Below are 13,940 nucleotides of genomic sequence, written 5' to 3' on the forward strand. Positions count from 1 at the left end.
AATTAACCATAACATTTACCTTTCGATACAAACCAAATGCAGGAGGAAACCCGGATGAGTGTAGTTGAATGGAAATCCGCCAAATCATATGAGGATATTTTATATCACAAAACGGATGATGGTATCGCCAAAATCACCATAAATCGGCCGGAAGTGCATAACGCGTTTCGCCCGTTGACCGTAATGGAAATGCAGGATGCGCTCGCAGATGCGCGCTATGATGCCAACATCGGCGTGATTATTTTAACCGGCGAAGGTGAAAAAGCCTTTTGCTCCGGTGGCGATCAACGTATTCGCGGTGAAGCAGGATATAATGATGAATCGGGAACGCAGCATTTGAACGTGCTGGATTTTCAGCGTCAGATTCGCACTTGTCCGAAGCCGATTATAGCAATGGTTGCGGGTTGGGCAATTGGCGGTGGTCACGTCCTGCATGTGATGTGTGACCTGACAATTGCCGCGGACAATGCGCGATTCGGGCAAACCGGACCAAAAGTGGGTTCGTTCGATGGCGGTTACGGCGCCAGTTATCTCGCTCGAATTATCGGTCAGAAAAAAGCCCGGGAAATTTGGTTTTTGTGCCGCCAGTACGATGCGCAGGAAGCGCTCGATATGGGTTTGGTGAACAAAGTTGTTCCGTATGCGCAGCTCGAAGCTGAAACAGTGCAATGGTGCCGCGAAATTCTCCAAAATTCTCCGATTGCAATTCGCTGCCTGAAATCCGCAATGAACGCCGATTGCGACGGACAAGCCGGGTTGCAGGAACTCGCCGGAAACGCAACCATGCTTTTTTACATGACAGAAGAAGGTCAGGAAGGCAAAAACGCGTTTTTGGAAAAACGCAAACCCGATTTCAACAAATTCAAACGGCGCCCGTAAGTTTATGAATAACAATAAGATAAAAACCTGGTGGCTGGCAGCGAGACCCAAAACTCTGCCGGCCGCTGCGTCACCGGTAATTATGGGAACAGCAATGGCAGTGGCAGATGGTGTTTTTCATTTGCCATCTGCGATAGTTGCCTTCTTGGGTGCGCTGTTGATTCAGGTTGGGACAAATTACGCCAACGATTATTTCGATTTCAAAAAAGGTGCAGACACCGAACACCGGATCGGGCCAACTCGCGCGACTCAAGCCGGGTGGGTGACACCGGAATCGATGAAGCGGGCGTTCATTCTAACATTTGGGCTGGCTTTCGTGATCGGGATGTATCTGGTTTTTCGCGGCGGATGGCCAATTTTGATGATCGGCGTTGCATCCATTTTATTTGGAATATTGTATACCGGCGGTCCATCGCCGTTGGGATATAACGGCACTGCAGACTTTTTTGTGCTGATTTTTTTCGGACCGGTGGCGGTTGGCGGAACCTATTATGTGCAATCGTTGGACATCAATACAACAGTATTGCTGGCGGGATTGGCACCGGGATTTATTTCAACAGCCATTTTAACGGTGAACAATCTGCGGGATGTTTTTTCGGATCGCGATGCCGGAAAGCGAACGCTGGTTGTGCGTTTCGGGGTTGGTTTCGGGCGGATGGAATATCTGGTTTGCCTGATTGTAGCCAGTTGTGTGCCGGTAATTTTATATGTATTGCACGGCGGCAGCGTGTTTGCCGTCATGGCTTCGCTCGCTTTGCTGATCGCAATTCCGGATATCAAAACGATTTGGAAGATCAGTGGAAGCCCGGTGCTGAACAATGTGCTGGCAAATACGGGGCGATTTCTGTTCCTGTTCAGCCTGCTTTTTTCGATCGGCTGGTTGATCTGACATTTTAATTTTCCGGAGAGAGCGCATACAGCAACCAGCCAAGCTGAGATGGGCGGCACTCCAGCGGAATTACGAATTTCCGGGACAATTTTGGAGAGTTGATAATGCCGTAAATTGTTTTGAACGGGTTCAGCGAGTGATTTCGGCGCTCAGTTTTTACACCGCTCCAAATGACTGCATTTTTTGAATCGATCAAATTTGCAAAGCATTCATTGTTACCGGCAACCCATTGTAAACCTTTGTTAATATTTAGTTTAAAATCGACACCGGTTACCTTTCCGATTGCAGCTAAAGCCATTGGCGCCAGACCATATTGGTGCGCACTGAATATCGGATATTTGCGGATAGCTTTTCCTGTACTCACTTTATATTCCCACCACCATTGCCCGGATTCACCCTGCTGTGCAGCAAGATTAATGGCACAATTCAATGAAATTTCGCGGGCTTCCGGTGAATCGAACAACGTTGAAAATACCGTTAATCCGTAAATCGCGTTAATTTGATCCACAAAATTACTGACGCCCGATTTCAATATTCCGCCAATGGTATAGATTGAGCGGCTATAAAAGATCCCTTTTCCACCGTAATTTCTGATGAGTTGATCGGCAATGGATCGTGCAGCTCTGCTCCACCGATTAATTTGGCTGCCGGTCGTCATCGACGCAAAAGATAATCCGGTCAGTAACCAACCCAGCGACTTTGTCTCGCCCCGTTTCGCATCGGAAAAACGGTTAAACAAATTGTCAATATCCAATTGCAGATACAGCGATGTAACTTTTTCCGGTGAAACAAGTGACGTTAACCAAAGCAGCAAACCGGCGTCTGCGCCATTTTTGATCACGGATGTGTCATCCAAAATGCACTGTAATGTTCTGGAAATATTAATTGGAGATTGTCCGCCCCATATCTCAAATTGATATAGTCCGAGTAATGAAATCAATGAATAGCGCAGGTTATGGTCGGTAGCGATCAGGTATCCGTCCGGAGTTTGCACAACCCTGTCGTAAAACAATTGCGTTTTCGGATCGAACATTTCCCCAAGCCCATTCATTGCAACATCAATTAATTGCTTCCGAATGTTCGTAATTCCCGGTTCAACTGTCCCAAACGTAACGTTTTTTGTTGACGGGTATTCAATCTGATAATAATCCATATCCTGCATGTTAACTCCGTTTTTCAATTTTATCGTTCGCCATGTTTTTAGCGACATTAATTCTGCTAATAATATAACGGGTGTGGTGTTACAAAATATCGTATGCAGCATTACAATTTGAGTAAAATCAGTTTGCAGGATGAAAGCAGATTGGGTGGGTGATCGCAATTATTCAAAACGAGTCCCGCACAAATGAGGGTGAGGGACTCATTTTTTATCTCTCAAAAAATTGAATTATTTGATTGTTGGCAAGGGTTTGCGTGGGATTTTTTCGTCACGGTTTGCGGTGTGCAAAACGATCGATGCAACGATGACGGAAATTTGCATCATGTCGCTTTCGCTGACATGATCCCAGACATCCATATTTGTGTGCCAAGTGCGTGAGCGATACGACATCGGATCCTGAATAAATTGAAATCCCGGCAAACCGACTTCGTTAAACGCAAGGTGATCGGTACCGCTGGTGTTCTGGATTGTGACAGTAGTTGCACCTAAATCGTGAAACGGTGCCAGCATCGCCTCAAAAAACGGGCGTGCGGCATCGTTTTCCTGCAAATAAACCCCGCGAATTTTGCCGCCGCCGTTATCAATATTATAATATGCGGATAATTTTTCGTGATCCGGCAGTAATTCCATGGTTTCTTTGTTGCCGAAATGCTTTTTCACATAGCCGCGCGAGCCCAAAAGTCCCTGCTCCTCTCCGGTCCATAGCGCGATGCGAATGGTGCGGCGCGGTTTTGCATCGATAGCTTTGAGGATGCGGACAGCTTCCATCATTGCTGCAGATCCAGCGCCGTTATCGGTTGCGCCGGTGCCGCTATGCCACGAATCGATGTGTCCGCCGAGCATCACGATTTCGTCTTTCAATTTGCGATCAGTTCCGGGAATTTCCGCAACAACGTTATATTCCAGTGAATCTTCTTCCAAAAAACGGGTTTGGATGTTAATGGAAAGTTCGACCGGAATTTCTTTTTCCAGCAATCGGGCGATGCGATTGTATTGCTCTTTGGCAATAATTATCGATGGCATCGAGCGCGATGCCGCAGTTTTGTAAGAACCGCCGCTCATCACTCGCAAAGTGCCGTGATCGAGCTGGCTGGAACGAACCACCACTTTTGCACCTTCGTCCAGAAACATTTTGTTCAATTTTTCCGTTTTTGCACGAAGTTTGCGCCAGCGCTGGATGCGTTCCAGATTGGACGGCCGAGCACCGGGCGTTTCCGCCATTGCCAATTCTGCCAGTTTTTCATCGGAATAGCGTTCTTCGTCGGCCTCTGAATGGTCATCCATTTCCTGCGGAGTACCCAAAAGCACAATTGCGCCGGCAAGTTTGCCTTTGTAATCTTCCTCCACAGATTCATCGTCCGGATCGATCAACACCGGATTTCCGGTGATCACGCCATTTGTGCCGGGTGTCCACGCCTGCGGGTAAGCGATCAGATTCATATATTGCGGCGCGGTCATTTCCGCGGAAAACCGTTCAACTTCCCAGCCGTAACCGAAAACGCCCCACGATTCGGTTTTCGCGTTTGCGAGTCCCCATTCCGTCAGCTTTTCGACTGCCCAATTTTGGGCATTTCGCAAATTACTCGATCCGGTCAATCGCGGGCCGTACACATCGGTCAGGTAACTCAGGGTTTCCATCACTTCGGAATTTTTAAAACCTTCTTGCTTTATTCGTGTAATTGTTTGTAAATCAACAGATTCCTGGGCGGTTAAACCCATACAAAAACAAAGCATTAACAAATAGACCAGTGTTCTAAATTTCATTACGCTTCTCCATACATGTAAATGTTTAAATATGTCTCCAGAATTGAAAAAGCTAAGCTTTTTTGTTGAATAATCGAAGCGAAAATATATCAGAAATGACATTTTTTTTCGAAAAACTGATCCAATTTTTTGTTGCAAATCTCCCAACAATCGATGAATTGTTTCGATTTGGCATTCCTTTTTTGCTGATTGCAACGGCGGCGCTTCATTTTTCTGGATTTTTGAAAAAACGTTATGGCTGGAAAACCGGATATAGCCGAAAATCGTTTCATTTTATCATATTTTTTCTGGCGGCAACGCTGCATCATTTTTACGGATTGCGAATGGTTTGTTTGTTCGGGTTGATGACATCTGCTGTGCTGCTTTTTGCTATTCTTCGCGGTGATGGAAATATTTTTTTTGAAGCGCTTGCGCGAGAAAAAGATGAGCCACACCGCACATATTTTATCATCATTCCATATATGGCAACTCTGATCGGCGGTGTCTTAAGCAATGTTTTTTTTGAAGATATGGCAATAGCCGGATATTTGGTTGCCGGAATGGCTGACGCAATTGCCGAACCGGTGGGCACCCGTTTTGGGAAGCATCGATACCGTGTCCCCGGTTGGAATGCTGTTGGTGCATATCGCAGTTATGAAGGCTCGCTGAGTGTTTTTCTGGTTAGTTTTGCGGTGTTAATTGCTTTTGTGTCGCTAAAAATAATGATTCCGCTGAGTCCGCCGATTATTTTTTCGATGTTTATTATCAGCCTTATTTGCACCCTTGCCGAAGCCGTTTCGCCACACGGATGGGATAATCTCATCATGCAATTGCTACCGGCTGCGTTGATGAGCGTGTTTCTCAACGGGTGATATTTTTTCAATTCAATCAACGTTAAAGATTTAAAAATATTGCAGTTATCAGTATTTTTCATTTTGCTGTCAAAAATCTAAAATTATTGACATCTGCTAATTTCTGCATATATTGAAAGCAGGGAAGTGACGGCATTTATTAATTCCCAAATAAAGCAGCCGCACTCCATAAATCTGAAAACGCGACAAAAAATAAATAAACAGGAGTTGAGCATGGAAGATCAAGCCAAGTTGCAAATATTCCAGCAACGCATTGATGCAGGTGAAAAAATTGAGCCAAAGGACTGGATGCCGGAACGCTATCGCCAGCAATTGGTGCGGATGATTTCGCAACACGCCCATTCGGAAATTGTGGGCATGTTGCCGGAAGGCAACTGGATCACCCGCGCACCATCGCTCAAACGAAAGCTGACGTTGCTGGCAAAAGTGCAGGATGAAGCGGGGCACGGGCTGTATCTTTACTGCGCAGCCGAAACGCTCGGCGTTGACCGGCACGAATTATTTCTGCAATTTTTGGATGGCAAAGCCAAATATTCCAGCATTTTTAACTACCCGACACTCACCTGGGCGGATATCGGAGTGATCGGCTGGCTGGTAGATGGCGCTGCAATTGTGAATCAAACCATGTTGGCGAAATGCTCTTACGGGCCGTATTCCCGCGCGAATTTGCGCATTTGCAAAGAGGAAAATTTCCACAAACGGCAGGGATACGAAATTGTTGCGACAATGGCAAACGGAACGCCCGAACAGCGCAACATGCTGCAAGATGCCGTAAACCGGTTTTGGTGGCCAACCCTGATGATGTTCGGACCGCCGGATACCGATTCGCCAAATAGCGCAGAGCTGATGCGCTGGAAAGTGAAACTGTTCAGCAATGATGAATTGCGGCAGCGATTCGTAAATTTGACGGTTCCACAGGCGCGCGCGGTGAACCTTACTTTGCCCGATCCTGATCTCAAATTTAATGAAGAAACCGAAAATTGGGAATTCGGTGAAATCAATTGGGATGAATTTTGGAGCGTTGTCCGCGGAAACGGACCATACAATCGCCAACGCATGCGCGCCCGGCGAAACGCATATTCGGATGGCGAATGGGTGCGGAAAGCAGCTGCGGCACATGCGGCTAAACGCAAAAATAATGTGGCTTAAAACGATTACTGTTTTCAGATAAATACATTTTCAGATGAGCGACAATACGGAGGTCCACCGTGGCAGAAGCCAAGAAAGAGATTCACCAATCAGAAATCAGCGACAGCGAATGGCCGCTTTGGGAAGTTTTTGTGCAGGAAAAACAGGGTGCACCGCACGAACACGCCGGCAGTTTGCACGCACCGGATTCGGAAATGGCGCTGCAAAATGCCCGCGATGTTTACGCCCGCCGGGAACGATTGCTGAGCATTTGGGTGGTGGAATCGCGGCACATTACCGCAACCACACCCTCAGATGACGGCCCGTTTTTTGAGCCCGGCAATGACAAAGCCTACCGGCATCCGCAATTCTACAAAGTGCCCCGGGGGATCAAATGAGCCAACCGCAGATTCAACTGAACGAACAAACCCGAGCCGATATATTCGATTATTTGTTGCGATTGGGCGACGATCGCCTGATCTTGGGGCATCGCCTTTCCGAATGGTGTGGACACGGTCCCATTTTGGAGGAGGACATCGCGTTGTCCAATATTGCGCTGGACTGTGTCGGGCAGGCGATCAGTTTTTTTAAATTGGCCGGAGAAGTGGAAGGGCAGGGGAGAGATGAAGATCGTTTGGCGTATTTTCGCGAAGCTATCGAATACCGCAATTTGATGTTGGTTGAACAGCCGAATGAAGATTTCGGCTACACCATCGCCCGCCAGTTTTTGACGGATGCTTACACATTTTTGCTTTACGAATCGCTGCAAACCTCGAAATATGAGCCATTAGCGGCGATTGCTATCAAATCTTTAAAAGAAGTCCGTTATCATTTGCGACACAGCAGCCAATGGATTATCCGGCTTGGCGATGGCACAGAAGAAAGTCGCGAGCGCATCCAGCTTGCGTTTAACGATTTATGGATGTTCACCAATGAAATGTTTGAATCGGATACGATTGAGCAACGATTGGTGAAACAGCACATCGCTGGCGATAGTGCCATGTTGCGCACCAAATGGGAAAACTTGGTGAAAGAAGTATTCGATGAAGCGACGCTGGAAATTCCCGGCGAACAGGGCTATTTCAGCAGTGGCAGCCGGCAGGGCAAACACACCGAACATTTGGGATATATTTTGGCTGAAATGCAAATTCTGCCACGTTCATATCCGGATGCCAAGTGGTAAGTAAATTATAGTGTCTCGACGTTTAATTCAGTTTCTTATCAACATAAACGAAAAAATCATGCAACCAACCGCAACTGTTACTGAACAGCAAATCTGGCAATGGCTGGATCAAATTCCCGACCCTGAGGTGCCGGTAATCAGCATCGTGGAATTGGGAGTCGTGCGAAATGTCCATTTGCAGGATTCGCATGTTGACATCGAAATCACGCCAACCTATTCCGGATGTCCGGCACTAAAAATGATGGAGGAATCAATATTGCATGATTTGTCTGAAAATGGCGTATCAGACGTTCGCATTAAAACCGTGCTTTTTCCGCCGTGGACAACCGACTGGATGAGTGACGAAACCAAAGAAAAACTGCGGGAATACGGCATCGCACCGCCGGAAAAAAACAGTAAGTCACCTATTCACCAGCTACGCGAAAGCATCGATTGTCCTTTCTGCGGTTCAAACCAAACCCGTTTGCAAAGCGCGTTCGGCTCAACAGCGTGCAAAGCGCTTTATTTTTGTGATGGCTGCTGTCAGCCATTCGAACATTTCAAATGTATTTGAACATCCAAAAATCACCGTTTGGGGAATGTCATGGCTTACGAACACATCACGTTTTTGATTGAAAATAACGTCGGGACAATTACTTTCAATCGACCGGATAAATTAAACAGCTTTAACCGTGCGATGGCCCGGGAGGTTCAGCTGGTTTTCGAATCGTTCGCGGCGAATGGCGAAAATGCCGGGAAAATTCGCGCGTTGCTGATCACCGGCGCCGGTCGTGCATTTTGCGCCGGGCAGGATCTCGCAGAAGCTGCGCCCGCCGACAAAGCCTGGGCGGATATCCGAAGCATCGTTCATGGCAGTTACAATCCGATCATCAAATATATTCGAAATCTGGAAATACCTGTTATTGCTGCAGTTAACGGTGTTGCTGCGGGCGCGGGCGCGAACATCGCGCTGGCTTGCGATTTTGTGATCGCAGCAGAAAACGCTTCCTTTTTGCAGGCGTTTTGTCACATCGGATTAATTCCCGATAGCGGCGGCACTTTTTTTCTGCCACGACTGATCGGCACTGCCCGCGCTACCCAATTGATGATGCTGGGCGAAAAAATTTCCGCAAAACAGGCGCAGGAATGGGGAATGATTTACAGCGTTTGTTCACCGGATGAATTGTTGATTGCCGCGACCGGGCTTGCAAACAAGCTGGCCGGAATGCCCACAAAGGGGCTGGGACTGATCAAACGCGCCCTCAATCAATCACTTGCAAACAATTTGGAAACGCAACTGACGATCGAAGAAGAATTGCAGGGACTTGCCGGCAGCACCAGCGATTATCACGAAGGCGTTTCGGCATTTTTGGAAAAACGCAAACCGAACTTCACCGGAAAATAATGGGATGAATTCAAAAATAAACATCGGCGTTATCGGCGCGGGAACGATGGGGCGGGGGATTGCCCAAATTGCTGCCCAAGCCGGGCACAAGGTTGTGTTGTGCGACAGCAATGATGAAGCGTTGAGCGCTGCAAAAACAGATTTGGAAAATATCCTCCGGCGACTGGAAAGCAAAAATCGCCTCGACGGGAAAACGGCTGCGGTTGTTTTGGCGAATATTCATTTTTACAAATCGGTGGATGAATGCCGGAATTGCGGGATGATAATCGAAGCAATTGTCGAAAACCTGTCGCTGAAACAGCAATTATTTCAATCATTGGAAAAAATTGCACCGGCAGACACCATTTTGGCGAGCAATACTTCATCGCTGTCGATTGCCGCAATTGCCGGAAAATGTGTACAGCCGGAACGCATTTTGGGCATCCACTTTTTTAATCCGGCACCGCTAATGCCGTTGGTGGAAATTGTGCCCGGCATTCAGACAACAAAATCGTATGTTGAAAAAGCCAAATTAATTGTCGAAAGCTGGGGAAAAACAACCGTTATTGCGAGAGATACGCCCGGTTTTATCGTAAATCGTGTGGCGCGACCGTTTTACGGCGAAGCGCTGCGGATTCTCGAAGAAGGCATCGCAGATGTTGCAACCATCGATTGGGCGATGAAATCCATCGGCGGATTTCGCATGGGTCCGTTTGAGCTGATGGATCTGATTGGCAACGACATCAATTTTACTGTTACCAAAACTGTCTTCGAGACTTTCTTTTTCGATCCGCGATACAAACCATCGTTTACCCAACAGCGCATGATGGAAGCCGGTTTGCTGGGTCGCAAAACCGGGCGCGGATTTTATGATTACCGCGAAAATGCCACCCAAACGGCACCCAAGACAGACCGGGAAATTGGAGTAATGATTGTCAATCGCATATTGGCAATGTTGATTAATGAGGCTGCCGATGCGCTGTTTTGGCAAATCGCCACCCGTGAGGACATCGATTTGGCGATGACAAAAGGTGTCAATTATCCCAAAGGATTGCTCAAATGGGCTGACGAAATCGGGCTCGATATTGTGTTGCGCAGGCTGGAAAACCTGCATGTCGAATACAGCGAAGATCGCTATCGCCCCAGCCCGATTTTACGCAGGATGGTAAAATCGAAACAATCCTTTTACGACGATCGCAGTCAATAGAAAAAAATATCTCACCGTAATCAATTGTAAATAAAGCGCTTATGAAACATCAAAAGCCGGATGCAGCAACCGTAGTTCAGCAAATGCTCTCGAAAGACCGTTATAGCCAATGGCTGGGAATTGAGGTGCTGTCCATCGAAACCGGTTCGGTGAAACTGAAAATGAAAGTTCGCGAGGAAATGTGCAACGGTTTCGGCACCTGCCACGGTGGTGTGACGTATGCGTTCGCGGACAGCGCATTGGCTTTTGCCGCCAATTCGCACGGCAGCGTCAGTTTGCTCATCAACGCCAGCATGAGTTATCCGGCGCCGGTGATGCCCGGAAATGAAATTATCGCGACAGCTGAAGAGCAAAGTTTGACCGATAAAATCGCCATTTATCAGGTGAAAGTTGCCAAAACCAGCGGTGAACTGGTGGGCATTTTTAAAGGAACGGTTTATCGAACACACAAAGAAATTACGTTACAGGAAAATAAATGAATCCCACAAATGCATATATTATCGATGGTATTCGCACGCCCATCGGAAAATTTGGCGGCTCGCTGTCAACAGTCCGTGCGGATGACCTTGCCGCACTGACAATCGCAGAGCTCGTAAAACGAAATCCGCAAATCGATCCGGAATTGATCGACGATGTGATTTTCGGCTGTGCCAATCAGGCGGGCGAAGATAACCGCAATGTGGCTCGGATGGCGCTACTGCTAGCCGGATTGCCGCTCACCGTTCCCGGCGAAACCGTTAACCGGTTGTGTGCATCGGGCATGAGCGCGGCGGTGCATGCGGCACACGCAATCCGCTGCGGTGCCGGAGAAATATACATTTCCGGCGGTGTTGAGCACATGACCCGCGCGCCGTATGTTCTCGGCAAAACCGATCAGCCGTTCGGCAGAAATGCACAATTTTATGATACCAGCATCGGCTGGCGTTTTATCAATCGCAAATTTGACGAGCTGTTTGGAACGGAAGGCATGGGCAATACTGCCGAAAACGTTGCCACAGAATATAAAATCAGTCGCGATGATCAGGATTTGTTCGCGCTGAATTCCCAAAAAAAAGCAGCCGCAGCAAGCCGCAACGGGCGATTGGCGAAAGAAATTATGCCGGTAAAAATCCCCCGCAAAAAAGCAGATCCGCTCATTTTTGATACCGATGAATTTATCCGTTACGATAGCACCATCGATGCTTTGGCACGGTTGCGCCCGGCTTTTCGCACCGACGGCAACGGCTCCGTGACAGCCGGGAATTCATCTGGCATCAACGATGGCGCATGTGCGCTGCTCATCGCGTCGGAAAATGCGGTGCAGAGCCAGCGTTTAACGCCAATGGCGCGAATTGTCGAATCTGCTGTTGTCGGTCTGGCTCCGCGAATTATGGGAATGGGACCGGTTTACGCCACCCGTAAATTGCTCCGGAAAACCGGCATTTCGTTGGATGATATCGCAGTTATCGAGCTGAACGAGGCGTTCGCCTCGCAAAGCCTTGCCTGCCTGCGCGAACTCGGATTAAAAGATGATGATTCGCGTGTGAACCCCAACGGCGGTGCAATTGCGTTGGGACACCCGTTGGGCATGAGCGGTGCCCGTTTACTCCTGACTGCTGCCATCGAGTTGCAACAACGGCAGGAGCGATTTGCGCTGTGCACCATGTGCATTGGTGTCGGGCAAGGCATGGCAACGCTGATCGAACGTGTTTGAGTATTTTCCTAATTACAATAGAAACAGATGATTAACGCCGGAACTATCGCATGCAGCAACCTCGTTTAACGGACAGCCGGGTAGCCAATTTAAGTGCCCGTGCAATTTTTGACAGTTTTGAAAAAAGCTCGAACGAATTCCGGGCGATCACCAAACGCGCCAAATCCCGTTTCGAAAAACGGGAATGGCTGGCGTTTCAGCAGGATGCAACCGAGCGGCTTTCCATTTACAAAAAAAACGTGGATCAGGTTGTAAACGAAATTCGCGGTTTGCTGGAAGACCGGATTTACGACAAGCTGGTGTGGGTAAGCATGAAAGCGGTATATTCCGGGCTGATCGCCGATCAAATTGAATGGGAGCTTGCGGAAACATATTTCAATTCTGTCACCCGGAGAATTTTCACTACCGTTGGCGTCGATCCCAATGTGGAATTTGTGGACAGCGACTTCGATCCGCCGCAATATCCGGGTAAAAAACCGGTGTATCGCATCTATCACGGCCCGCAACGAACGGCGCATCTCATTCGCAATATCATTGAAGATTATCGTTTTGACGCAGCATACAAAAATATGGAAGAAGATATCCAGCTTGCTTCGGCGCGAATCGAATCGCATCTGCGCAGCATCAACGCGCTGAAAGTGATTGATCGCGCGGAGATGGTTCGCTCCATTTTTTTTCGGGGGCAGGGTGCCTACGTTGTCGGGCGGGCGTTCAGCGGTTCGCATGTTTTTCCGTTGGTTTTTGCATTTTTAAATACTCCGGCCGGCATTGTTCTGGATGCCGTTTTGCTCGATGAAAATGATGTGAGTGTGCTGTTCAGCTTTACGCGATCCTACTTTTTTGTGGAAGTTGAGCGGTCGTACGATCTCGTATATTTTTTGAAATCAGTGATGCCCCGGAAAAGAGCGGCAGAACTTTACATCTCGATCGGCAACAACAAACACGGCAAAACCGAAATGTATCGCGATTTGTTGCATTACATCGCCTCGTCGAACGATCAGTTTGAGATTGCCCGTGGCAAACGTGGAATGGTGATGATCGTTTTCAATTTACCGGGATACGATCTCGTTTTCAAATTGATCAAAGACCGGTTCGAGTATCCGAAAACCGGCACGCGACAGACCGTTTTGCAGAAATATCACCTCGTTTTCAAACACGATCGCGCCGGACGGCTAGTGGATGCGCAGGAGTTCGAATATCTCCAGTTCGAACGCAGCCGTTTCAAAGAATCGCTTTTGGATGAATTGTTGGCCGTTGCGGGAAACACCGTTGAAATCGAGGGCGACAATGTGATTGTAAAGCATTGCTATGTTGAGCGGCGGATGATTCCGCTGGATATTTATGTGGAAGAAGCCACCGACGAAGCTGCGCTGAATGCTGTCATCGATTATGGAAATTCGATTAAGGATATGGCGGCAACCAATATTTTTCCCGGTGATATGATGCTGAAAAATTTTGGTGTGACCCGTCACGGGCGGGTCATTTTTTACGATTACGATGAGCTGTGTCTGTTGACCACCTGCAACTTTCGGAATGTGCCTAAAGCACGCAATTACGAAGATTCAATGGCTTCTCAACCGTGGTTTTCAATTGGGGAAAATGATGTTTTTCCGGAGGAATTCCGGCACTTTATGGGATTGAGCGGTCAGTTGGAACAGGATTTCATGGCGAAGCACAGCGATTTGCTGAGTGCAGAATATTGGAAAGAAATGCAGGAAAGAATCCAAAAAGGGGAGGCGATTCTCATTTTACCTTATCACGAAAGCAGTCGGTTGCGACAAAAGTAACACTTTACACATATAAAACAAAAAACCCGGTGCAACT

General features: G+C 47.8%; 14 protein-coding genes. 12 read left to right on the top strand and 2 right to left on the bottom strand.

Features of this window, described 5'->3' with window-relative positions; genetic code table 11:
* Nucleotides 1-36: 36 nt before the first annotated feature.
* Together menB and H6629_16485 are read left to right on the top strand one after the other, a co-directional pair.
* Nucleotides 37-879, top strand: a complete 843-nt coding sequence (gene menB, locus H6629_16480) for a 1,4-dihydroxy-2-naphthoyl-CoA synthase (GenBank protein ID MCB9069390.1) — start codon at nt 37-39, stop codon at nt 877-879.
* Nucleotides 880-883: 4 nt separating this feature from the next.
* Nucleotides 884-1,768 (top strand): 1,4-dihydroxy-2-naphthoate polyprenyltransferase, encoded by an 885-nt coding sequence (locus H6629_16485; protein ID MCB9069391.1) that lies wholly within the window; start codon nt 884-886, stop codon nt 1,766-1,768.
* Nucleotides 1,769-1,772: 4 nt separating this feature from the next.
* Here H6629_16485 and H6629_16490 read toward each other — a convergent pair whose 3' ends face one another.
* Complete coding sequence (locus H6629_16490) at nt 1,773-2,930, bottom strand: hypothetical protein (protein MCB9069392.1); 1,158 nt, start codon at nt 2,928-2,930, stop codon at nt 1,773-1,775.
* 225 nt (nt 2,931-3,155) lie between these two features.
* Nucleotides 3,156-4,691 (bottom strand): M20/M25/M40 family metallo-hydrolase, encoded by a 1,536-nt coding sequence (locus H6629_16495; protein ID MCB9069393.1) that lies wholly within the window; start codon nt 4,689-4,691, stop codon nt 3,156-3,158.
* A 95-nt stretch (nt 4,692-4,786) separates the two neighbouring features.
* Between H6629_16495 and H6629_16500 the strand changes: the two genes are divergently transcribed.
* From H6629_16500 to aceK, 10 genes are all read left to right on the top strand, one after another.
* Nucleotides 4,787-5,542, top strand: a complete 756-nt coding sequence (locus H6629_16500; GenBank protein ID MCB9069394.1) for a hypothetical protein — start codon at nt 4,787-4,789, stop codon at nt 5,540-5,542.
* A 213-nt stretch (nt 5,543-5,755) separates the two neighbouring features.
* Complete coding sequence (paaA, locus tag H6629_16505; GenBank protein ID MCB9069395.1) at nt 5,756-6,691, top strand: 1,2-phenylacetyl-CoA epoxidase subunit A; 936 nt, start codon at nt 5,756-5,758, stop codon at nt 6,689-6,691.
* Between the two features lie 95 nt (nt 6,692-6,786).
* Nucleotides 6,787-7,068, top strand: a complete 282-nt coding sequence (gene paaB, locus H6629_16510) for a 1,2-phenylacetyl-CoA epoxidase subunit B (GenBank protein MCB9069396.1) — start codon at nt 6,787-6,789, stop codon at nt 7,066-7,068.
* A complete protein-coding gene (gene paaC / locus H6629_16515; GenBank protein MCB9069397.1) occupies nt 7,065-7,853 on the top strand; it encodes a phenylacetate-CoA oxygenase subunit PaaC in 789 nt (262 codons plus the stop codon). Before paaB ends, paaC begins: the two co-directional genes overlap by 4 nt.
* 58 nt (nt 7,854-7,911) lie before the next feature.
* A complete protein-coding gene (gene paaJ / locus H6629_16520) occupies nt 7,912-8,406 on the top strand; it encodes a phenylacetate-CoA oxygenase subunit PaaJ (GenBank protein MCB9069398.1) in 495 nt (164 codons plus the stop codon).
* 30 nt (nt 8,407-8,436) lie between these two features.
* The gene (locus H6629_16525; protein MCB9069399.1) at nt 8,437-9,237 is read left to right on the top strand and encodes a 2-(1,2-epoxy-1,2-dihydrophenyl)acetyl-CoA isomerase; all 801 of its coding nucleotides are present in this window, start codon (nt 8,437-8,439) and stop codon (nt 9,235-9,237) included.
* Nucleotides 9,238-9,241: 4 nt separating this feature from the next.
* Nucleotides 9,242-10,423, top strand: a complete 1,182-nt coding sequence (locus tag H6629_16530; GenBank protein ID MCB9069400.1) for an NAD(P)-binding domain-containing protein — start codon at nt 9,242-9,244, stop codon at nt 10,421-10,423.
* 41 nt (nt 10,424-10,464) lie between these two features.
* Nucleotides 10,465-10,902: a hotdog fold thioesterase gene (locus H6629_16535; GenBank protein MCB9069401.1), complete on the top strand. Its 438-nt coding sequence runs from the start codon at nt 10,465-10,467 to the stop codon at nt 10,900-10,902.
* Nucleotides 10,899-12,116 (top strand): 3-oxoadipyl-CoA thiolase, encoded by a 1,218-nt coding sequence (pcaF, locus tag H6629_16540; GenBank protein MCB9069402.1) that lies wholly within the window; start codon nt 10,899-10,901, stop codon nt 12,114-12,116. Before H6629_16535 ends, pcaF begins: the two co-directional genes overlap by 4 nt.
* A gap of 50 nt (nt 12,117-12,166) precedes the next feature.
* Nucleotides 12,167-13,903: a bifunctional isocitrate dehydrogenase kinase/phosphatase gene (gene aceK / locus H6629_16545; protein ID MCB9069403.1), complete on the top strand. Its 1,737-nt coding sequence runs from the start codon at nt 12,167-12,169 to the stop codon at nt 13,901-13,903.
* The last annotated feature ends 37 nt before the right edge of the window (nt 13,904-13,940 follow it).

Source organism: Calditrichia bacterium (genome assembly GCA_020634975.1).
Classification (GTDB): domain Bacteria; phylum Calditrichota; class Calditrichia; order RBG-13-44-9; family J075; genus JACKAQ01.